This window comes from Thalassobacterium maritimum (genome assembly GCF_031127805.1).
GTDB lineage: Bacteria > Verrucomicrobiota > Verrucomicrobiia > Opitutales > Coraliomargaritaceae > Thalassobacterium > Thalassobacterium maritimum.
This window is the reverse complement of the sequence record NZ_JARXHW010000045.1, coordinates 1-20,207: the sequence shown is the minus strand read 5'-3', so window position 1 is coordinate 20,207 and position 20,207 is coordinate 1. Positions and strand designations below refer to the sequence as shown.

The 20,207-nt window shown below is 54.2% G+C and carries 18 protein-coding genes and 1 tRNA gene; 10 read left to right on the top strand and 9 right to left on the bottom strand.

Features of this window, described 5'->3' with window-relative positions:
* Positions 1 to 44: 44 nt before the first annotated feature.
* Entirely contained in the window at positions 45 to 1,949 is a 1,905-nt protein-coding gene (locus QEH52_RS15480; protein WP_308951660.1) for a cytochrome c biogenesis protein, read from the top strand.
* An 11-nt stretch (positions 1,950 to 1,960) separates the two neighbouring features.
* Here QEH52_RS15480 and QEH52_RS15475 read toward each other — a convergent pair whose 3' ends face one another.
* The 5 genes from QEH52_RS15475 to QEH52_RS15455 all read right to left on the bottom strand — a co-directional run bounded on the left by QEH52_RS15475 (position 1,961) and on the right by QEH52_RS15455 (position 6,408).
* On the bottom strand, positions 1,961 to 2,974 hold the full coding sequence (locus QEH52_RS15475) for a hypothetical protein (protein WP_308951658.1): 1,014 nt from the start codon (positions 2,972 to 2,974) through the stop codon (positions 1,961 to 1,963).
* Positions 2,975 to 3,095: 121 nt separating this feature from the next.
* On the bottom strand, positions 3,096 to 3,638 hold the full coding sequence (locus QEH52_RS15470) for an MOSC domain-containing protein (protein ID WP_308951657.1): 543 nt from the start codon (positions 3,636 to 3,638) through the stop codon (positions 3,096 to 3,098).
* A 159-nt stretch (positions 3,639 to 3,797) separates the two neighbouring features.
* Positions 3,798 to 4,715 (bottom strand): tyrosine recombinase XerC, encoded by a 918-nt coding sequence (locus tag QEH52_RS15465; protein ID WP_308951656.1) that lies wholly within the window; start codon positions 4,713 to 4,715, stop codon positions 3,798 to 3,800.
* Positions 4,716 to 4,752: 37 nt separating this feature from the next.
* Positions 4,753 to 5,538, bottom strand: coding sequence for a ParA family protein (locus QEH52_RS15460; RefSeq protein WP_308951655.1), 786 nt, complete (start codon positions 5,536 to 5,538; stop codon positions 4,753 to 4,755).
* Positions 5,539 to 5,607: 69 nt separating this feature from the next.
* On the bottom strand, positions 5,608 to 6,408 hold the full coding sequence (locus QEH52_RS15455) for a fumarylacetoacetate hydrolase family protein (RefSeq protein WP_308951654.1): 801 nt from the start codon (positions 6,406 to 6,408) through the stop codon (positions 5,608 to 5,610).
* A 95-nt stretch (positions 6,409 to 6,503) separates the two neighbouring features.
* Here QEH52_RS15455 and QEH52_RS15450 point away from each other — a divergent pair.
* Both QEH52_RS15450 and QEH52_RS15445 read left to right on the top strand, forming a co-directional pair.
* Positions 6,504 to 6,580, top strand: a tRNA-Val gene (locus QEH52_RS15450).
* A 420-nt stretch (positions 6,581 to 7,000) separates the two neighbouring features.
* A complete protein-coding gene (locus QEH52_RS15445; protein WP_308951652.1) occupies positions 7,001 to 7,372 on the top strand; it encodes a hypothetical protein in 372 nt (123 codons plus the stop codon).
* A 62-nt stretch (positions 7,373 to 7,434) separates the two neighbouring features.
* On the opposite strand, the gene QEH52_RS15440 is transcribed toward QEH52_RS15445, so the two are convergent.
* Both QEH52_RS15440 and QEH52_RS15435 read right to left on the bottom strand, forming a co-directional pair.
* On the bottom strand, positions 7,435 to 7,719 hold the full coding sequence (locus QEH52_RS15440) for a hypothetical protein (RefSeq protein ID WP_308951651.1): 285 nt from the start codon (positions 7,717 to 7,719) through the stop codon (positions 7,435 to 7,437).
* Positions 7,720 to 7,812: 93 nt separating this feature from the next.
* A complete protein-coding gene (locus QEH52_RS15435) occupies positions 7,813 to 8,610 on the bottom strand; it encodes a tRNA threonylcarbamoyladenosine dehydratase (RefSeq protein WP_308951650.1) in 798 nt (265 codons plus the stop codon).
* A gap of 84 nt (positions 8,611 to 8,694) precedes the next feature.
* On the opposite strand from QEH52_RS15435, the gene QEH52_RS15430 reads away from it, so the two are divergent.
* Both QEH52_RS15430 and QEH52_RS15425 read left to right on the top strand, forming a co-directional pair.
* Positions 8,695 to 9,453, top strand: a complete 759-nt coding sequence (locus QEH52_RS15430) for a Nif3-like dinuclear metal center hexameric protein (protein WP_308951649.1) — start codon at positions 8,695 to 8,697, stop codon at positions 9,451 to 9,453.
* A 140-nt stretch (positions 9,454 to 9,593) separates the two neighbouring features.
* Positions 9,594 to 10,808 carry a PP2C family protein-serine/threonine phosphatase gene (locus QEH52_RS15425; protein WP_308951647.1) on the top strand — a complete coding sequence of 405 codons (1,215 nt, stop codon included), beginning with the start codon at positions 9,594 to 9,596 and terminating at the stop codon, positions 10,806 to 10,808.
* Between the two features lie 26 nt (positions 10,809 to 10,834).
* Here QEH52_RS15425 and QEH52_RS15420 read toward each other — a convergent pair whose 3' ends face one another.
* Positions 10,835 to 11,581: an RsmE family RNA methyltransferase gene (locus QEH52_RS15420; RefSeq protein ID WP_308951646.1), complete on the bottom strand. Its 747-nt coding sequence runs from the start codon at positions 11,579 to 11,581 to the stop codon at positions 10,835 to 10,837.
* 131 nt (positions 11,582 to 11,712) lie between these two features.
* Between QEH52_RS15420 and QEH52_RS15415 the strand changes: the two genes are divergently transcribed.
* The 5 genes from QEH52_RS15415 (at position 11,713) to mqo (ending at position 19,682) form a co-directional block, all read left to right on the top strand.
* Positions 11,713 to 13,866 (top strand): M3 family metallopeptidase, encoded by a 2,154-nt coding sequence (locus QEH52_RS15415; protein ID WP_308951645.1) that lies wholly within the window; start codon positions 11,713 to 11,715, stop codon positions 13,864 to 13,866.
* Positions 13,867 to 13,968: 102 nt separating this feature from the next.
* Entirely contained in the window at positions 13,969 to 15,333 is a 1,365-nt protein-coding gene (locus tag QEH52_RS15410; RefSeq protein WP_308951644.1) for a type II TA system antitoxin MqsA family protein, read from the top strand.
* Positions 15,334 to 15,353: 20 nt separating this feature from the next.
* Positions 15,354 to 15,866: a DUF1643 domain-containing protein gene (locus QEH52_RS15405; protein WP_308951643.1), complete on the top strand. Its 513-nt coding sequence runs from the start codon at positions 15,354 to 15,356 to the stop codon at positions 15,864 to 15,866.
* Positions 15,867 to 15,874: 8 nt separating this feature from the next.
* Positions 15,875 to 18,013, top strand: coding sequence for a DUF455 family protein (locus QEH52_RS15400; RefSeq protein ID WP_308951641.1), 2,139 nt, complete (start codon positions 15,875 to 15,877; stop codon positions 18,011 to 18,013).
* Between the two features lie 157 nt (positions 18,014 to 18,170).
* The gene (mqo, locus tag QEH52_RS15395) at positions 18,171 to 19,682 is read left to right on the top strand and encodes a malate dehydrogenase (quinone) (protein WP_308951640.1); all 1,512 of its coding nucleotides are present in this window, start codon (positions 18,171 to 18,173) and stop codon (positions 19,680 to 19,682) included.
* 309 nt (positions 19,683 to 19,991) lie between these two features.
* On the opposite strand, the gene QEH52_RS15390 is transcribed toward mqo, so the two are convergent.
* On the bottom strand, positions 19,992 to 20,207 hold a 216-nt coding region (locus QEH52_RS15390), incomplete at its 5' end, for a hypothetical protein (protein ID WP_308951639.1).

Below are 20,207 nucleotides of genomic sequence, written 5' to 3'. Positions count from 1 at the left end.
GTGATCCAGCTGAAAGAGCACGCTCAACACCGCAGCAAATTATAGTGAAAAAGTTAATCTACATCATCATTTTCGGGATCGTCGCCTCAGTCATATTCAGCGGCCTGCGCTCCTTTAAGTCCGAATCCGAATTCGACCTCGAAAGCTTCGCCGAACTGCCCGTGCAAGTGGGCGGTCGCATCAAGCCCCTCGACTCCGTCGCTCGCAACACCTTGCTCTTACTATCGGGGCGCCAAAAAGTCGTGACCGCCGAGGGACAGCAGCTTAGCCCGATTGAGTGGTTCATGGACCTCACCATGCGCCCCGAACTGGCCGACACTTACCCGATTTTTAAAATCGAGTTCCCCGACGACTTAGGCCTCGCCGGCCTAGCCAAAGAAGGTGAGCGCTACTACTCTTTCAATGATTTGCTGCCCTACTCAGAAGAGTTGCGCAAACTGCATAGCGAGGTCAATCCAGAGCCCAAAAAGCGCAGCCCCTACGACAACCAAATCGTCGATATCAACAACGGGCTCATGCGCTACCACCGCATCATGCACTCGCTGCATCCAATCGGTGGAGCCGATCGTCTCGACAAGTTAGACGAAGAATACCAAAGCTACACCTTAATGATCCAGCCGGGCATGGCGGAGCTGCGCAAGCAACAGGCTGGCCAAGATTATGATGCCGAGCGCCTCAACAGCTTTATCGCATTTGCCGACGACTACCTTAAGCTTTCACAAACAGCACTCCTACGCGTGGTGCCACCGCCCGCGCCCATTGACCCTCTGGAAGACTGGAAAAACATCGGTCTGGAATTGCTCGATGTAATGAAAGGCGACCCACTCAGCCCTTACGTAACCAGTTATGCCAGCCTCACCATGAGCTTCCGCTCGGGGGACGCCGAAGCCTTCAATCAAGAAGTGAGCGAGCTACGCCAGCGCTTTATTGCCGATTTCCCCGACTCCATTGGGCGCGTGCATTTCGAACGCATCTTTAACGGATTTCAGCCCTTTTACATCGCGATGCAACTCTACGTGCTCGTATTTCTGATTGTCTGCCTCTCGTGGCTACGCTGGCCACACGAGCTCAGTCGCGCAGCGTTTTGGGTGATACTGCTCGCCTTCGGTATTCACACTTTCGGCCTACTTTCGCGCATGTATATCCAAGAGCGCTATGGCGTATTTGTCACCAACCTCTACTCCTCTGCCGTGTTTGTAGGCTGGGGCGCCGCCTTGCTCGGCACGCTGATCGAAAAATTCTACAAGAATGGAATCGGAGCGGCGATGGCTTCCCTGGTCGGCTTTTGCACATTAATCGTCGCTCATCACCTCTCCATGAGCGGAGACACCATGGAAATGATGCGTGCGGTCTTGGACTCCAACTTCTGGTTGGCCACCCATGTGACGGTCATCACTTTTGGTTACTCCGCGATGTTCCTCGCAGGTGCTCTAGCGATAATCTTCGTCATTTTTGGCGTCTTCAGCCGAACATTCAGCAAAGAAACGGCTCGCTCGCTAAGCGCCATGGTCTACGGCATCACATGTTTTGCCACCTTGTTCAGCCTAGTCGGCACCATTCTGGGTGGTATTTGGGCCGACCAAAGTTGGGGGCGCTTCTGGGGCTGGGACCCCAAGGAAAACGGCGCGCTAATGATCGTCGTGATGGGGGCGATCTACCTACACGCACGCTGGGGCGGCATCTGCCGCGAGCGGGGCCTCATGTCGCTCGCAATTTGCGGCAACATCATCACCGCCTGGTCGTGGTTCGGCACTAATCTACTCGGCGTGGGCCTTCACTCCTACGGCTTTACCGACAGCGGCTTCTACTGGTTACTAGCCTTCTGGAGTAGCCAATGTATCTTCATTGCGACCGCCCTGCTACCTTGGCGCTACTGGCGCAGCGAGTTCGGCCAAGCCAATTACCGCAGAGAGCGCAAACGAATCTTGCTCGCAGCAGAAGAAGCTTAAGACAGACTGCGCTACAGCCGTGGTTTAAGCTTTGTAAACATGCAGTCCGCGGCAGGGTCAAAGAGTGAGGACAAAATCACACGATCGAGTCTGAATTTGCTGAATGTCACATCATCGTGTAATTCACCGTCAATATAGAGCTGATAGCCCTGCGGAAAAGAAGCATGTAGATTCTGGTCAGGTGCTTCAAAAACAATGCCTACTTCGATCGTGTCGCCTTCGATATTCGTCAAAGTAGCGCGTCGATATACCTCTCGATAGGTCTCCGCATCGATATAATGGTAGATCGGTATCGGCAAAATCCCATGACTCAAAACCACGGCACATGAACGCCCATTCCAAGCTTCTTCGGGCTGCAACTCTAACACTGAATTCAGACCATATTCCGCAGCATCGGCAGATAAATAAGACCATGCCAAGTGAGTCATTGAGCCCTCTAATAAAGCCAAGCTAGTGTAATACTGTGCAGCCTCACGACTGAGCTTCGACTGCACACCACGCAACCAAGAGCTGCTTCCATCAAAGCCAAATTCTATTACAGCCCCCGAATCGGAATACTTTGCCTTATACTTATATAAATTGGAGGCACGCCCCATCAGCACAATTTCATTAGTGGCATCCACACCAACTGTGCCTTCAGCTAGATAAGAATTTACCTGATCAAAACCAGTCACACCTAAATGCTGCTCCAACAAGCGCCTCAACGGAGAACGTGTTTCTCCAGCGGACAATGAGCGCACAGACAGATTACGCGTCTGAACGCGATCAATCGCACGCCCCTCAATTGCAGCAGCCTTTGTCTGTGGCGCAGCTGCGCTCTTCAATGCAACAGGACTCTCAGCCACCTCCGTCGCGGCGGCATACGCAAGCGCTGAAAGATTACGATTCTTCAACATAATGTAGAAAAGCGAGCCCGCACCACCACAAATTAGTATGAAGACCGAAGCCACACTGAGGTAAACTTTCCATTTCGGAATCGGATTACCTAAGATTATAAAATATTGAGAAGGGCGGAATTCAGACATACCCATAAAATAGAGTAACACCCCTAGCAAAATCGCAAGTCTTACTTATAAAGCGAGCAAACCGGCACCCACACGTCTCCGATTCAGAAGTAGGGAATGAACGTGGCTTGCTCGCCCCCAATCATTCGAGACAGCGAATCGAATCGCCGACTCGAATACGCCCTCCGCTCACAATCTGGCAAAAAACCCCGCGCAAGCGAAGCGGCAGGTTCTCCACTGCTCGCACGGACTGAAAGGCTTGCGCCCCGAAACGCTGAGCAAATTTTCCACACGCGTCGTTGACCACATCGCTCAGCTCCAGCACCGCCTCCCCAATTTGCAAACGAGTGCCCACAGCGAGATGAGCCTGCATCAAATTTAAATCGGTGTAGATATTATCGCCACAGCGAAAAACAGCCCCTGCATCCGTGCCGGTAAAGCACTGCATCACCCGCGAATTTGTCAGACTGACTTGCACCCGCGGATCCGGTGCACCGTCCGGCAAGCGTAGCCACGCAGTCTCACGCCAACGATCTCCAACTATGCCTTGCTCGGTGTCCAAATCCAGCCAATCAACCGGATCATGCACTCCTTCAGCTGGGCGGTTGACCAAATAATCAACCCGTCCACGCCCAATTGGAGCCGCTTTAGCATGGCGTGCGGCGGCTAAAAAATCAGTTTCCATACACCTGACTTCGCGACTTATTCACATTACTCACAACCTTATTCACGTCTCATTCTCAGGATTCTCAACCTTATTCACAGACTTATTCACATATTGAGAATAACATTACATCACTACCCGGCGAGAACTCACAAACCAAAACCTACTGCGCCCTGTCCACTATGCCCGCGGATGCGCTTGCTTATGCGCCTCCTTCAAGCGTGCGATAGAGACATGGGTATAAATCTGGGTCGTCGATAGATTCGCATGCCCCAGCAGCTCTTGCACCGCGCGTAGATCGGCCCCTTCATCCAGCAAGTGAGTCGCAAAGGAATGGCGCAACTTGTGTGGCGTCATATCCAGCGGCAACTCAGCCGCAGCCAGATGCGTCTTCAGTAGTTTTTGAACCTGACGCGGCTCCATACGCTGCCCGCTGCGCTTACACACCACCGGCGCATTCAGCGCAGCTTCCAGCTCAAAGCGCTGAACAAAAAATTTTAAACATTGCACCGCAACCGGACCGAGCGGACACAAACGCTGCTTCCGCCCCTTACCATGTACGCGCGCCACCCCCTGCCCTAGATCGATTTGACCATGATTCAAACCACAGAGCTCACTCACCCGCAGACCGCCCCCATAGAGCAATTCCAAAATCAAGCTATCGCGAAAGGCCTCGAACTCCCCCAACTTGCCATCTTTCCAGAGCAAAATCGGCGCGTTTAACAAAGCGCGCATTTGGCTTTCGGTCAGAAATTTCGGAAGTGGCTTATCCAGCTTCGGTAAAGTCAGCCCGGTAAATGGGTTATTCTCCACAAGCCCTTGCTTACGCAAATAAAGATAAAAAGCCCGCAAGCCCGAGACCTGGTTATGTAGCGTGCGGCGTGCCTTCGAGCGACCAGCTTCAATTAAGAAAGAGCGCACCTGAATTGCACTGACGCTCGCGAAGTCACCTTTCCATTTACCCACCGCGATTAACTCGCTGACAAAGTTCACCACTGCCGCGCGATAGTTACGTACCGTGTATTCCGAAAGTCGACGCTCATGCGCCAGATGATCGCAAAACTGATCAAGGTATGGTACTGAATCCGGCAGATTCATCACGGGCATCATTCAGCGGGCGTGACAAGTCGCGCCCCTACTTGCCGAGTTTAAAGCGTTCAATCACTTCTTCAGCCAGATAACGGTATGCATGCGCACCCGCGCTGTTCGGCTCATATTCGAAAATGGATTGCCCAAAACTGGGTGCTTCACTCAGTCGAATCGAGCGAGGAATCATGCTGCGAAAGACCAGCTCATCGAAGTGATTGCGCACCTCGCCCACAACTTGCTGCCCCAGATTCGTGCGCTGGTCAAACATCGTCATCAGAATGCCACCCAGCTGAAGGCCATCATTGACTCCCGCATCACGCAGCTTGTCCACCACTTTAAGAATTTGGCCCAAGCCTTCCATCGCTAGGTATTCACATTGTAGTGCAATGATCAAATAATCGGCAGCCGCTAAGCTATTCATCGAAAGCATCCCCAGCGCAGGCGGGCAATCCAGCACAATCGCATCGTAGTCGTCCGACTCACGCAGCGGGCGCAAAACCTCGCGCAATTGCACCAAGTAGTCCTCCCGTTGGTAGAGCTCGATCTCAATCGCCGCCATGTCCACCTCTGAGGGGATCATGAACAAACAATCATTCGCACCGACTGGCTGCACACGCTCCAGCGCACCGCCCTCGCCACACAAAGGCGCATAGAGGCTACCGCCCTCAAGCTTCTCCAGCCCCAACCCACTCGTGGCATTGGCCTGCGGGTCGAGATCAACCAGCACAGTGCGCACGCCCTGATCCGCGAGCGCGTAGCTGAGATTAATGGCAGTCGTCGTCTTACCGACGCCGCCCTTTTGATTCGCAATAGTAAATACGGTGGCCGACATAAGCCTCCCTTGATAGACTATGCAGTTAAGTCGTCGAGCAGAAAGGCAGGCAGTCAATGGCCAAGAAAACTAAGCTTCCGCCACCACAGGATTTCTCAACCTACCGATACCGCTAATCTCAATGGCCACGTCATCCCCAGGCTTCAGGAAACGCTGCGGCGTCGCAGCCACGCCCACCCCCGGAGGCGTACCTGTCAAAATAACAGTGCCCGGCAACAAAGTCGTACTTCCACTCAGAAAAGCAATCAACTCAGCCACAGTAAAAATCATATCTCCCGTATAGGACTCTTGGCGGATCTCACCATTCAGAATCGTGCGGATGGGTAGAATCTGCGGATTCGGAATTTGATCCGCCGTCACCAGCACCGGCCCCAGCGGGCAAAACGTATCAAAGCTCTTGCCTTTCATCCATTGGCCGCCACCAAGTTTTTTTTGCCAATCACGCGCACTCACATCATTCGAGCAAGTGTACCCCAGCACATAATCGAGCGCATCTTTGGCCGACACATTTTTGCAGCGCTTACCAATCACCACAGCCAATTCACATTCATAGTCCACCTGATCGCTATGCAGGTGCCGGGGCAATTCGATCGGGCAATCCGGATCCAGAACTGAAGCCGTACTTTTCATAAACACGACGGGATATTCCGGTAGCTCCGAGTTCATTTCAGCCGCATGCTCCCGATAATTTAGTCCAATCGCATAAATCGCCGTCGGCACCACAGGTGCCAACCGCCGCACGGGGTCCAGCAGCACATCTCCCTGCGAAAAGCCATGCTCAAGCCCTCCTTCCAACTGAAAAACCTCGTTAGCGACTTCACAGCCATAGTGAATCGAACCATCCCGAACTTGCACACGTACTATATTCATATGCGCCCAGAATTAACCGATCTAAAAAGATCGCAAATTTTTTCTTGCATTGCCGCAAAAGAGCACCTTTATTCCCGCCCTTTCGTATGGATTACGGGGGCTTAGCTCAGTTGGTTAGAGCGCATCCTTGACATGGATGAGGTCGCAGATTCGAATTCTGTAGCTCCCACCATGCTTCGCTCTTCGAGCTACGCATGGCGCAGCCAAAGTAGCTCGAAGAGCGAAGCATGCCCTTGCGTAGTCCGAAGGACGAAGCAGGGCGCGACTTAAGGACCAAGAAGCAATTCATCCCCCACTAAAAAAGTCTCCATCCCCCAAAGGTGCACTACGTTTACCTCATACGCTCTAACTCGCATCCTAAGCGAAGCATGCCCTTGCGTAGTCCGAAGGACGAAGCAGGGCGCGACTTAAGGATCAAGAAGCAATTCATCCGCCACTAAAAAAGTCCCCATCCCCTAAAGGTGCACTACGTTTACCTCATACGCTCCGACTCGCATCCTAAGCAAACCTACGTAGGTTAGCACAACTAAAGCGACAGCCCATATACAGCGAAATTTTGACAAGCGCGCATGTCGACACCACTGTGCCGCCCATGCGACAAATCAAAGCACTCATCTACGGACTTCTCGGCGGCATGGTCGCGTGGGGCTATTGGCAAAGAGGTAGCGTCGGCATGACGATCTTCATCGCCCTATTCACGCTAGCAATGATTGCATTGACTCTCTCCACCATCGGGCGGATGCGCATCAGCTGGAATCAAGAGGGCATCACGCTGGCAGCATTTCCAAAGAAGCCCCAATTAATCCGCTGGGATGAACTAGAAAACATCAAGCTCGACCATCTCGGCTACCACATAAGTGCCTCCAGTGGTCGCTTCAAAATTCGCCAAAAGTCTATGCCCGAAAACCTCTTAAAGCGCATCAAAGAAAACATTCGCAACAATCAAGCGAAGAAAAGCTCGTAGATAATAGCGAATAAGGGCAACGCACACGGAGCAACGCACACGAAACTACGCACACGGAACTACTACTCGTTCACACAAGCCGCCGAAATCCCAGTCATCTCCTCAAAGATTGAGGGCTCGTCCTCAAAAACTTGCAACTGTTCCACCAAAGCCGCTTGTGCCGGCGCACAGGTCAAATAAAGCTCGGCTCCTTCGGAATTCTCGACGCCCATCCATAGCTTAACCTCTGAGTAATGCTGCAATAGCCAGCCCAAAGCTAGATGCATGGCAGCCCCATCCGTTGGCAGTTCATAGAAATCTACCTGATGATCACTATGTGACCAAATGACTGCACTTGGGTTGTCCATTATCCGAGGGCTATATAAGCCGTTACTTATCTAGATCATAAATATAAATACTGACAAGCATTCCAATCAAATCGACTGAGCTTAAAGAGTTTTTTACAAAATATCCCTATCAGTGGACTCCGTCAAGGCGATCCGCTTAATGACTTCAGCGGCCAGAAAAAAGCCTACAGTCCCCGTTAAATACGTCGCGGACCCAAAGCCTGTATCACAATTCAAACGATAATCTTCTCCCGCCTCGCGCTCACAACTGACAGAACCATCCGAAGCGGGAAAGACGGGTAACTCGTCGGAATACACACAGTCGATCTTGAACTTCTGACGCTTAAACTTCGGAAAACCATATTGCTGCCGCAGGCGCTTACGCACCTGTAACAAGAGCGGATCATTAATCGTACGCGCCAAATCGCAGATGCGCACGCGGCTGGGGTCAATGCACCCGCCTGCGCCGCCACATGTGATCAATTTCAGCCCACGCTGGCGCGCTTCGGCAATTAACATGCACTTATGCCGAGTCGCATCAATGGCGTCGATGATGTAGTCATAAACTGGCGTCAACAAGCGATCGGCCGTGCTTTCGGTAAAAAAGACTTCCTCCACCGTCACCGCACACTCCGGAGCAATCTGCCCCACTCGCTCGGCCAGCACCGAAGCCTTAGTGCGCCCGACAGCCCCGTCCAGCGCGTGTACTTGGCGGTTCACATTACTCAGGCACACCTCGTCCATGTCGACTAGCGTCAGGGCACCGATCCCCGAGCGTGCCAATGCTTCGACCACCCAAGAGCCCACGCCCCCGAGCCCAATCACGCACACATGCGCCTTGCGAATACGCGCCAAGCCGTCGGTGCCATACAAGCGCCCGATGGCGCCAAATCTTGTTTCATAGTCAGACATTAAAATAGATTTAGAAGATAGAATATAAAACTGAGAAGTTAAAAAACTCTTCACACCGCAGTCCACACGCTACACTCTGCCGCCATGGCTAAGCTACAAGATATCGTCGCCTTTTGTGATCAACGCACTCGCCGAACAGAGATCAAAGATTTCGATGGCGCTCATAACGGGCTCCAAGTCGAAAACAATGGCACTGTACGAAGAATCGGAGCCGCCGTGGATGCCGGCGAACGCCCCTTTCAATCCGCTATCGCCGCTGGCATCGACTTCCTGATTTGTCACCACGGCCTGTTCTGGACGCCCCCGATACCGCTCACAGGTGCCAACGCGCGTAAGATCAAGACCGCCTTCGACGGCAATCTCGCCGTATACGGCGCCCACCTGCCGCTCGATTGCCACCCCGAAATCGGCAACAACGCACTACTAGCCAAAGAACTTGGCCTCAAAAAAATTGATACCTTCCTAAATTATGAAGGTAACGACATGGCCACCATCACACTCGGCCCCATGGGAGGCCGCGCGGAAATCTCTAAAAAACTACAGGCCCTCTTCCCCGACAGCTACCACGCCATCGAATATGGCAGCGAAAAGCCAAAGCGCATCGGCATCCTCACTGGCAGCGGCCAAAGCGCAGTGCCACACCTGCTCGCCAACGGCGTCGACACCCTCATCACAGGAGAGCTGCGCCAGCACCACTTCAACATGGCACAAGAACTCGGGCTCAACCTCTATCCCTGCGGCCACTACGCAACCGAAGTCTTCGGCGTCAAAGCTCTGGCCGCCGAAGTCGCTTTCAAATTTCAGCTGGAATGGCAATTCATCAAGCAACCCTGCCGACTCTAAACGAATCCACTGATCAAATACGCCTGCGATCATAGCAATATCGGCTCCATTTCAGATCAACAGTTGCCCCATAAAAATATTTTGAATCCGAAGCTCTAGGTTTGCCATCCGCCCAGGAAAAAATAAGTCTTTCACCCTAAATGAAGAAAACGGCCAAGATCGACCCAGACGGCAACTCCATGCTACTTCGCGCCTCAGCGAAGCGTCTCTTTGAGAGTCTAATGGAGCAGACGGCCGATCGTATTTATATCAAAGACAAAAAGAGCCGTTTCATCGCTGCCAGCCAAACAATGGCCGAGATGCACCGCTTCGAGAACCGCCACGACTTAGAAGGGCTCACCGACTTCGACCTCTTCACCAAAGAACACGCCCAGCAAGCCTTCGATGATGAGCAAGAGATTCTTCGCACCGAAAAGGCGATCATTAACAAAATCGAGAAAGAGACCTGGGAAGATCGTGACACCACTTGGGTCTCCTCGACCAAGGCTCCCCTCTACCTCAGCTCTGGCAAACTAGCCGGCATCATCGGCATATCCCGCGACGTCACAGCCGAAAAGTTGGCTCAAGAAAAATTAGCGGATAGCGAACAGCGCCTGCGCGAGCAAAACGAAATCATGCGCTCCGACTATCAGAGCGCCATGGAAGTGCAAAGCGTGATGATCCCCGGCCGAGTGCCGCACATCAAGCACGTGAATATCGCGCACCTATGGAAGCCGATGACAATGGTCGGTGGCGACATCATCAACTTCCCCCGCAATCCCGGCAATTGCCTACTCTTTTTCGTAGGCGACGTCTGTGGCCATGGCGTGACCGCCGCCTTTTACACGGTGCTGATCAAATACCTGACCGCCCACAGTGCAGAAGTTTATAACGACAACCCGCGCGATTTCCTGAATTCTGTCAACGAAGGCGTGACTGGGCGCATCAACCGCGGCTTCGTCACCGGCCTAGCAGGGCATTTCGGCCCACGCCAAAAAGATGGTAGCCGCAAACTAGTTCTCTCACATGCGGGGCACAAACAAGTGCTCATTTACCGCAAAGAAGCAGATAAGGTGGAGCTAATCAACCTGCCCAATGGCACCGTCATGGGCATCCCCGGAACCACCGCTTCCCGCGCGACATCCTTTGACCTACAAATAGGCGACCGCTTTTATGCCTTTACCGACGGCATCGTCGAATCTTCCAACCCAGCCGGCGAAGAGTTCGGAATGAAACGCATAATCCAGCGCTTCAAAGAGCTCTCCACGAAGCCAATCAACGAAACGATTCACAGACTCTACGAGGAAGTCGCCCAATACACCGAATCCCCCGACCAACAGGACGACATCACCATCCTTGGCTTTGAGCTGAACTAAACGCAGAGTGCTCTAGCAGTTCCAAACTATCCGTTGGCGCACTGATCCACCACACTCAAGATATAGGCCGCCGCGGTTTCCGCACGCAGCACATTCCGGCCTAAGCGCACCGGCAAAAAGCCGGCCTCACGCAGCGCCTCATATTCACCCGCGGTGAAATCACCCTCGGGGCCGACTGCCACGACCACTTCTTGCAGCGCGCCAGCCGCGTCCAATACCTCGCGCAGAGGCCGACTGCCTGCTTCCAAACTGGCGACCACTCGTAAAGTCCCCGTATTTGCTGGATGCTCCCGCAGCCAATCCGCCAAAGAAATCGGCGCCGCCAAGTCGGGTAGATAGCCCAAGCCACATTGCTTACAGGACTCGATCATCGTCACTCGCCACTTCTCCACTTTAGAGAGCAGGCGTTCCCCCTTTATCTGCACATCGCCCTGATGCGTAAAAACCGGCTGCACCCGCGCAGCGCCGATCTCAGTCGCCATGCGCAAGATTAGGTCCATCGTCTTCCCCTTGGGAATCGACTGCAGCAAAGTCACACGCGGCATCGGCGGCGCATCGCGCACAATCTCGTCCACTTCAATTCGCACCGCTTTGGCATCTGTAGCCGCAATGCGCCCCCAATAACGTGTGCCACGACCATCCAAGACCTCCACCGTCTCGCCCACCTTTGCCCGAAAAACCCGCACCAAATGATGACTCTCCCGCGCGTCCAATGTTAATAAATTGGACTCCACAGAAGCTTCAGGGAACAAAAAGGATCGATAACGTGCCATACTTCAAAGCTGGAAACTCTCTCACTTCTTTGCAACTCATTCAGTTTCCCAGTTGTCGATTTGCCCACAATCGCTTTGCTGATCCTCAAACCACTCAATTTCTTAATTCTTATTTCTTAATTCCAATTTCCATGCATCCCTTCCTGCAAAACGACTTCCACATCAAGTGGTCCACACTCACCCCCTCACACATCGAGGCCGACATCACTAAAGCACTCGACGAAGCCCAGGCCGCCGTTGACGCCGTCGCGAATCAGACACCGCCCTTGAGTTACGCCAACACCATCGCCGCACTCGACGACGGCTTGGAAACACTCAACCATGCTTGGGGCCTGGTCAGCCACCTCGACTCCGTCGCCAACAGCCCGGAACTACGCGAGGCTCATAATGCGATGCTACCCAAGGTCAGCGAGTTCTTTGCCAGCATCCCGCTCAACGAAGCACTCTGGGGCACCCTCAAAGCCTATGGCACACAAAGCGAAAGCGAAACACTCAGCCCCACCAAGCGACGCTACATTCAAGAGACACTCGCCGATTTCCGCGAGGCGGGCGCCGACCTGCCGCCCGAGCAAAAGAAGCGTGCCGGAGAAATCCAAAGCGAACTCGCCAAGCTCACTCAGAAATATTCGGAAAACTGCCTGGATGCCACCAACGCCTGGGAGAAAATTGTCACCGACAAGGAACAACTTTCAGGTCTACCGGAATCCGCACTGGATGCCGCCCGCCAAAGCGCCGAGCAAAAGGGCACAGAAGGCTGGCGCTTCACACTACAGGCGCCCAGCTACATCCCTGTGATGACTTACGCGGATAGCGATGCCCTGCGCAAGGAGGTCTGGCAGGCCTACGCCGCCATTGGCCGCGAAGGCGAACACGACAACCGCGAACTGGTCCGCCAAATCCTCGACCTGCGCCACGAATTTGCCCAACTCGTCGGTCAGGCAAATTTCGCCGATCATGTCACCGAGCGCCGCATGGCTGCCTCCGGGAAAGCCGCACTCAGCTTCGGCGATGAAATCTTCCAAAAAGTCCGCAAACAATTCGAACAAGAAGCCGAGCAACTGCGCCAATTCAAAGCATCTCTAAACTCCCCACTCCCCACTTCCGATTCCCCACTTCTTCAGCCCTGGGAAGTCGGCTACTGGGCCGAAAAGCAGCGCAAGGCCAACTACGCCTTCGACGAAGAAGCTCTGCGCCCCTACTTCCCGATCGACCGCGTCATCAGCGGCATGTATGAAATCGCACAGAAAATCTTTGGGCTGCGCATTGAGGAACGTCGAACATCGAACGCCCAACATCGAACATCGAATAATGAAGAACCCGCACTCGACGTTCAGCGTTCAACGTTCGATGTTCAATGTTCAACCCAAGGTTCGGCTCCGGAGGAGCCGCAGACATGGCACCCCGAAGTCAAATTCTATGATCTTTTCGATTCGGAGACTGACGAGCAACTCGGCTCTTTCTACGCCGACTGGCACCCGCGCGAGTCCAAGCGCGGTGGGGCATGGATGAACTACCTGCTCACCGGCAACCGCGACAGTTCTGTGGGCCCCCGCACGCCGCACCTCGGCCTGATCTGCGGTAATCTCACTCCCGCCGTCGGCGACAAGCCCGCACTGCTCACTCACCGCGAAGTCGAAACCATCTTCCACGAATTTGGCCACCTGCTGCATCACCTTTGCGGCGAAGTCGAAGTAAAGTCACTCAATGGTGTCAATGTGCCATGGGACTTTGTGGAACTGCCCTCACAGATCATGGAGAACTGGTGCTGGGAGCGCGAGAGCCTCGACCTTTTCGCTCGTCACTACGAAACAGGCGAGCCGATCCCGGAGGAACTCTTCGACAAGATGCTGGCCGCGCGCAACTACATGAAAGCCAGTGCCAACGTGCGCCAACTCGCCTTCGGCAAGATGGACTTGGAGCTCCACATCCACTGGCCAGAATCCGCCAAGGAAGACCTCGACGCCTTCGTCGAAAACGTGCTCACCGGCTACAGCGCAGAATACAAGACCAAGCCCAAGAGCAATGTCTTCAACTTCAGCCACCTCTTCAGCAGTCCGACGGGCTACGCCGCCGGCTACTACAGCTACAAGTGGGCGGAAGTTTTAGACGCCGACGCCTTCACCCGCTTCCAGCAAGAAGGTATCCTCAACGGCGAAACTGGCCGAGACTTCCGCAGCAAAATCCTAGCCAAGGGCAACTCCGAGGACCCCGCCCAACTCTACAAGGACTTCATGCACCGCGCCCCCGATCCCGACGCCCTCCTACGCCGCGACGGATTGCTTTGAGTTCATTCATCACTAATCAACGAAGACTTCACCAGGAGCGACCACAAGCTGTTATGGCGAAATAGGCTCTTTTTCGAATTTTTCACCAAAGATTCGCTCTTCATGAAAATGCACACCCAATACACTGACAGCACAGCGCCACCGTGTTTCGAATGTGAGAGTGGCGCACTACGCCCGATTCAAAAAGACTACATAACGCAACTCAAAGGACGCAACACGATCACGATCAAGAAAGTGCCTATGCTACGCTGCGACCAGTGCGGTGACACCGTAATCGGCGGTGAAGGTAACGATCTCATTGAAAATGAACTTCGTAGAATATCAAAAGCTCTTTCTCCTAAAGAATGGCAAACCTTCTTAGATCGCTACGAATTAACACAACAGCAAGCATCTGCCATCACTGGATTTGGGGAAAAGAACATTTCACGGTGGCTTCGAGGAAAAGCTCGTACTTCAGAGTCTATTAGTAATTATATTCGTTTGCTACTCGCCTCTCCTGCTGCCTTCCAAACGCTAAAGGAAAGAAAGTTCAGCAATGACCAGACAGAGACTTCTTTCGAAGAAAAACAACCAGATGCCAGCGAAAGGAACATTTTAAAGGAAGTTGACTACCCGAAACTAACCGAAATCGGACTCGTCTCTCAAAGTAGAAGCCCATTAACACAACGGACCCAACTCTGCCAACTAATCGGGCATAAAAATCTGGTCGATTTCGGCGAAGCCATGCAGACACTCTGCTGGAAGCAAGCTGCATTTAAAGATTCTCAACAACAATTTAGCCCAATCAGCGGTGGACTCTGGATAAAACTCGGAGAAATGGCTGCACATCGAACACCTGTAGCTCCATACGATAGAGAAAAGTTAGCCGATGTTGCCAACCAGTTACGAGCACTCACACAACAAGAGCCTCAAGAAGTGTTTAAAGATGTTCGCGAACGTTTAGCTAGCGCAGGCGTGGCACTTGTCGTCGTGCCGATCTTTAAGCGCTCTGCCTACCGAGGATGTACTCGTCTACTTTCGCCGACTAAAGCAATGATCATACACGGCCTAAAATTTAAAAACATCGCCGAGTTTTGGAAAGTGCTTTTTCACGAGATTGCCCACTTAATACTACACATCGATACACCTGACGACATATTTGCAGAGTACGAAAATCGTGAAGACGATCCCAGTGAACAAGAGGCCGATGAGTGGGCCGACAAATCTCTTATTTACGGTGAGGATTTACTAAGCTTTATCGTCCGACATCGCTCTCGTCAACCAAGCCTCTACGATCTAAACCAATTCGCTAACGATCAAAAAGTGCACTCTGCGATTGCGGCCGAAACGATCAATAGGAAAGCTGGCTATGAACTATTCCCCTATGCACGCTTACGCAAGGAAGGACTCTTTCCCACTCTATCTAAGGAACAAGTCGATACGATGTGGCAAATCTCTCGTGCGAAAATTTTAGCACCCACGCAATAGAGCATCGGCGCTCCACTTATATGCACAACATCTGCAACTTTTCTGACTGTCGAAAATACCGATATACGCTGCTGCATAAGTGGGATCCGCTCTTCGAGCGTCGACGTGCGCTGTTCATTTGCCTAAACCCGTCCACCGCGGATGAGAGCCATCTAGACCCCACACTCACGCGTATTAAATCCTTCTGCCAGCGCTTGGGGGCCAACGAGTTTTTGATGCTTAACATTTTCGCCTACCGCGCCACGGATCCGACAGCGATGCTGGCCGTGGCCGACCCGGTTGGTCCGAAAAATGATGCCTACATTCATGCCGCCATTCGAGAAGCCTACGAACTCAATGGCGGTCAGCTCAACATCATCGGCGGCTGGGGCAATCACGGCATCCATCGCAACCGCCAGGCCGCCTGCTTCAACTTGCTACGGCCCTATCGTCAATGGCCTAACTTAAAAATTTCCTGTCTCGGCAAAAACGCCAACCAAGCGCCCAAGCATCCGCTCTACATCGCAGCTGACAAAGAATTTGAGCCGCTATAAATCGAGCGATGGCGATACAACTTCAGGAATTTGCGGAACAGGTCCTCTTCGGTACCAGCATCGAGGCAAAGCTCAGCTTTCCGCGCGAAGAGATTATCGACACCCGTCCTGGCGATCCGATCGTCACCCCGCGTCAGCTCACGCGTCCCCAACATCTATTGCTGCGCGACGACGGCGTGCGCGCCAAGCATCCGAGTCAGGCAAAACTGGTGGACGAAAAAGAGCGGGGCAAATTACTGCACTTTTTCGGCAATCATGAGCTGCTGGCCACCGAACTGATGGCACTGGCGATTTTGAAGTTTCCCGATGCGCCCGCGAGCTTCCGACGCGGCCTGCTGGAAACCCTCAAGGACGAACAGATCCACACCCGCCTCTACATGCACCGCATGGAACAATGCGGCGTCGAATTTGGCGAACTGCCCCTCAACGATTACTTCTGGAAGAGTGTCTCCTCGATGGAAGATCCGCTGGATTATGTCACCCGCCTCTCACTCACCTTTGAACAGGCCAACCTCGATTACTCCCGCGAATATGGCAAAGTGTTCAATACCGTCGGCGACTCGGCCACCGCCAAAATTTTAAACAAAATCTACCAGGATGAAATCGAGCACGTAGGCTTCGGACTAAAATGGTTCCGCCGCTGGAAGGCCTCCGGCAAGACCGATTGGGACGCGTATCGCGAACGCCTCGTCTTTCCGCTCTCTCCCGCACGTGCCAAGGGCAACGACTTCAATGCCGCCGGGCGCCTCGAAGCTGGCTTGGATCAGGGCTTCATTCAGGACTTGAAAATTTTCCAACAATCGCGCGGCCGCACGCCTAATGTTTTGTGGTTCAACCCACAGGCCGAGCAATGCGCGGCGAGCAATCGTGTGGTTGCCCACCCGAAGGTCAGCCAGCAATTACAAAGTGATCTGGCCTTTCTGCCGGCTTACCTCTCACGTCAGGATGATGTGCTGATCATGACACAGCCCCCCAGCGCTGAATTCCTCCGTCGCATTCAAGACTACGGCTTCCACCTGCCGGAAATCCATGTATCCGCACGCTCCGCCGACGGCGGCGGCGAACGCGCGCCCGACCTCAAACGTAAGCTCGGCGAGCTTCGCCCCTGGGCATGGAGCCCCGACAGCCATGCTTTTTTTGAGCACTGCCTGAGCCACGTCGCCCGCCCGCGTGCCCACGATGCACTGTGGAACAAGTCGCTACGCGCACTCTACTCCAAGGCCTGGAGCGCACAGTGGGGCCAAGCCTTCGCAGCCGATCACCACGCGCTCGATTGGGTCGCACCGGACTCCATCTATGGCCACGCAGTTCACAACTTCGAAGAGTTCACAGCCGCCCGTAAACACTTTGCCCAAGGGGGCTACCCACACATCGTTTGCAAAGTCCCCTTCGCCACCGCCGCCCATGGCAACCGCTGCCTACTGGCCTACGAAGCGCTCTCCCCCGAGCTGTGCAAATGGCTGGAGACAGCCTGGCAACAGCAAAGCAGTGTCGTGGTCGAGCCCTGGCTAGAGCGTGTTTTCGACTTCTCCGTGCAATACGAAATGAGCGCCGAGGGCCTCAAGCACATCGGCTACGCTCGCATGGTCAACAACCCGCGCGGACAATTTCAGGGCATCTTGACCAATGCCTTGTGCAAAGGGCTCGCCCCCGAACTCGTTCGTTTCCTCATGCAACGAGAACCCAAGCAAGGCCGCCCCCGCGTCTTCCACCACTTCGAAACAAGCCTCGCTCACAGATTGGAAGCCGCGCTGCACGCCGCACAATTTCGTGGGCCCATCGGAGTCGACGCACTGCTTTTCCGTGATCACAGCGGACAACTACAAATCAAAAGTGTAGTCGAAATCAACCCACGCTTCACCATGGGCCGGGTCGCACTAGAACTGGAGTCGCACAACGCGCCGCGCTCCGTCGGCTACTTTCAGATCATGACTCGCTCCCAATTGCGCAAGACCGGCAGTCGAGATTTCAAGCAGTGGGCCGCTCAACTCACCAGCACACATCCAGTGCAAATCAGCGCACGCGCACAACCGCAGATCCGCTCCGGCAGCTTCCCGCTCAACGATCCCACAACCGCGCAGCAATTCCTGGCCGTCTATCACGTAAGAGAATCCATCCACGACCTACTCCAGCAGATCAGCCAATAAATCAGTCCCCATTTTAAGTGGTTTTAAGTAAAAAATACAGTATGGGTTTGATCTGTGCGCCATCGCCACTTTAGTCGGCGCGCATTAGAACGCGGGAGAATACGTGCACCTACCACAAATCGCACCTCCTGTGAACTAAGCTCGCCACACTATACCAATGACCACACGCACAGTTCGACCTTCCACAGGCCCTATTCTTAACAATCCAGATATCGTCCTCATCGGCGGCGGTATTATGAGCGCCACACTCGGCATCATGCTTAAGAAAATGAATCCCGACTTCACGATTCAAATCGTCGAGTCGCTCCCACGTGTCGCCTTGGAAAGCTCACATGCGTGGAACAACGCCGGCACCGGACACGCCGCGCTGTGCGAGCTCAACTACACGCCACAGAACGCCGACGGCAGCGTCGATGTCTCCAAGGCGATCAAAATCAACGAACAATTTGAGCACTCCAAACACTTCTGGGCCTACTTGGTCGAGCAAGGCGTGATCAAGGACCCCGGCGCATTTATCAAGCGCGTGCCCCACATGAGCTTCGTGCATGGCGAAAAGGATATCGAATTCCTGCGTCAGCGCTACCAAGCCCTCAGCGAGCAACACCTCTTCAACGAAATGGACTTCACCGAAGATCCAGCCACCATCGCAGAGTGGGCGCCACTGCTGGGACAAGGCCGTAGCAATGCAGAGCCGATCGCCGTCACCCGAGTCGAGTCCGGCACCGACATCAACTTTGGCGCACTCACGCAGCAACTGATCGACTACCTCATTTCACTCGACGGCGTCGAACTCGCCATGCAGGCCCGCGTCACCGACATCGAGCAAAGAAAAGACGGCCGCTGGCGCCTAAAAATCGACAGCAAAAGCGAAGGCAAACGCAAGCTACGCGCCAAGTTCGCCTTCATTGGAGCCGGCGGTGGCTCGCTGCACCTACTGCAAAAGTCCGGCATCCCCGAGGGCAAAGGCTTTGGCGGCTTCCCCGTCAGCGGACAATTCCTCGTTTGCAAAAACCACGACATCATCGAGCAGCACGCCGCAAAGATTTATGGCAAAGCCGCTGTCGGCGCGCCGCCCATGTCGGTCCCACACCTCGACACCCGCGTGATCGATGGTAAGAAAGCCCTACTCTTTGGCCCCTATGCCGGCTTCTCACCTAAATTCCTGAAAGAAGGCTCCATGCTCGACCTGATCAAGTCCGTGAAGCTCGACAACATTTTGCCACTGCTCGCGGTCGGTCGCGACAACATGTCGCTCACCCAATATTTGATCAACGAATGCCGCAAATCGCACAGCGACCGCGTCGAAGGCCTGCGTGAATTCTTTCCCGCCGCCAAAGAAGAAGACTGGATGCTGGTCACCGCGGGCCAGCGCGTGCAGATCATTAAGAAAAGCCCCGACAGCACCGGTAAACTCGAATTTGGCACCGAAGTCGTGGCCGCACAAGACGGCAGCATCGCCGCCCTGCTCGGCGCTTCACCCGGCGCCTCCACCTCTGTTTCCATCATCGTCGAAGTGCTCGAAAAATGCTTCTCCCAAGAGATGCAAACCGAGGCCTGGCAGAACAAACTCACAGAGATGCTGCCCGCCCACGGCAAATCCCTAGCCCAGTGCGAGACCACCTATCGTACCCTCCGCAAACGCGCCGACGCCGCACTCACGATCGCGTAGGCCGGGGGCCCTGCGGGCCAGTAGGAAGTAGAGAGTGGGAAGTGGGAAGAACCGCGCACCCTCCCCCCGAAACAAAGTTCCGAGGCCACGTATCTTCGATCCTCTGGATCGGGGCTGGGGGCCCTGCGGGCCAGTAGGGAGCCGAGAGTGCGAAGTGGAAAGCCCAGCAGCACGCTCCCCGGAACGAAGTTCCGAAGCTACGTATCCTCGATCCTCTGGATCGGGGCGGGAGGCCCTGCGGGCCAGTAGGAAGTAGAGAGTGCGAAGTGGGAAGACCAGCCGCACCCTCCTCGGAACGAAGTTCCGAAGCTACGTATCCTCGATCCTCTGGATCGGGGCCGGGGGCCCTGCGGGCCAGTGGGCCAGTAGGGAGCCGAGAGTGCGAAGTGGAAAGAACCGCGCACCCTCCCCGGAACGAAGTTCCGAGGCCACGTATCCTCGATCCTCTGGATCGGGGCCAGGGGCCCTGCGGGCCAGTAGGCAGTAGAGAGTGCGAAGTGGGAAGACCCGCAACACGCTCCCCGG

Excerpts from the sequence above, each read along its gene's own strand:
- QEH52_RS15475 (WP_308951658.1), bottom strand. The coding sequence starts at position 2,974 with ATGTCTGAATTCCGCCCTTCTCAATATTTTATAATCTTAGGTAATCCG.
- QEH52_RS15470 (WP_308951657.1), bottom strand. The coding sequence starts at position 3,638 with ATGGAAACTGATTTTTTAGCCGCCGCACGCCATGCTAAAGCGGCTCCA.
- QEH52_RS15465 (WP_308951656.1), bottom strand. The coding sequence starts at position 4,715 with ATGAATCTGCCGGATTCAGTACCATACCTTGATCAGTTTTGCGATCAT.
- QEH52_RS15460 (WP_308951655.1), bottom strand. The coding sequence starts at position 5,538 with ATGTCGGCCACCGTATTTACTATTGCGAATCAAAAGGGCGGCGTCGGT.
- QEH52_RS15455 (WP_308951654.1), bottom strand. The coding sequence starts at position 6,408 with ATGAATATAGTACGTGTGCAAGTTCGGGATGGTTCGATTCACTATGGC.
- QEH52_RS15445 (WP_308951652.1), top strand. The coding sequence starts at position 7,001 with ATGCGACAAATCAAAGCACTCATCTACGGACTTCTCGGCGGCATGGTC.
- QEH52_RS15440 (WP_308951651.1), bottom strand. The coding sequence starts at position 7,719 with ATGGACAACCCAAGTGCAGTCATTTGGTCACATAGTGATCATCAGGTA.
- QEH52_RS15435 (WP_308951650.1), bottom strand. The coding sequence starts at position 8,610 with ATGTCTGACTATGAAACAAGATTTGGCGCCATCGGGCGCTTGTATGGC.
- QEH52_RS15430 (WP_308951649.1), top strand. The coding sequence starts at position 8,695 with ATGGCTAAGCTACAAGATATCGTCGCCTTTTGTGATCAACGCACTCGC.
- QEH52_RS15425 (WP_308951647.1), top strand. The coding sequence starts at position 9,594 with ATGAAGAAAACGGCCAAGATCGACCCAGACGGCAACTCCATGCTACTT.
- QEH52_RS15420 (WP_308951646.1), bottom strand. The coding sequence starts at position 11,581 with ATGGCACGTTATCGATCCTTTTTGTTCCCTGAAGCTTCTGTGGAGTCC.
- QEH52_RS15415 (WP_308951645.1), top strand. The coding sequence starts at position 11,713 with ATGCATCCCTTCCTGCAAAACGACTTCCACATCAAGTGGTCCACACTC.
- QEH52_RS15410 (WP_308951644.1), top strand. The coding sequence starts at position 13,969 with ATGAAAATGCACACCCAATACACTGACAGCACAGCGCCACCGTGTTTC.
- QEH52_RS15405 (WP_308951643.1), top strand. The coding sequence starts at position 15,354 with ATGCACAACATCTGCAACTTTTCTGACTGTCGAAAATACCGATATACG.
- QEH52_RS15400 (WP_308951641.1), top strand. The coding sequence starts at position 15,875 with ATGGCGATACAACTTCAGGAATTTGCGGAACAGGTCCTCTTCGGTACC.
- mqo (WP_308951640.1), top strand. The coding sequence starts at position 18,171 with ATGACCACACGCACAGTTCGACCTTCCACAGGCCCTATTCTTAACAAT.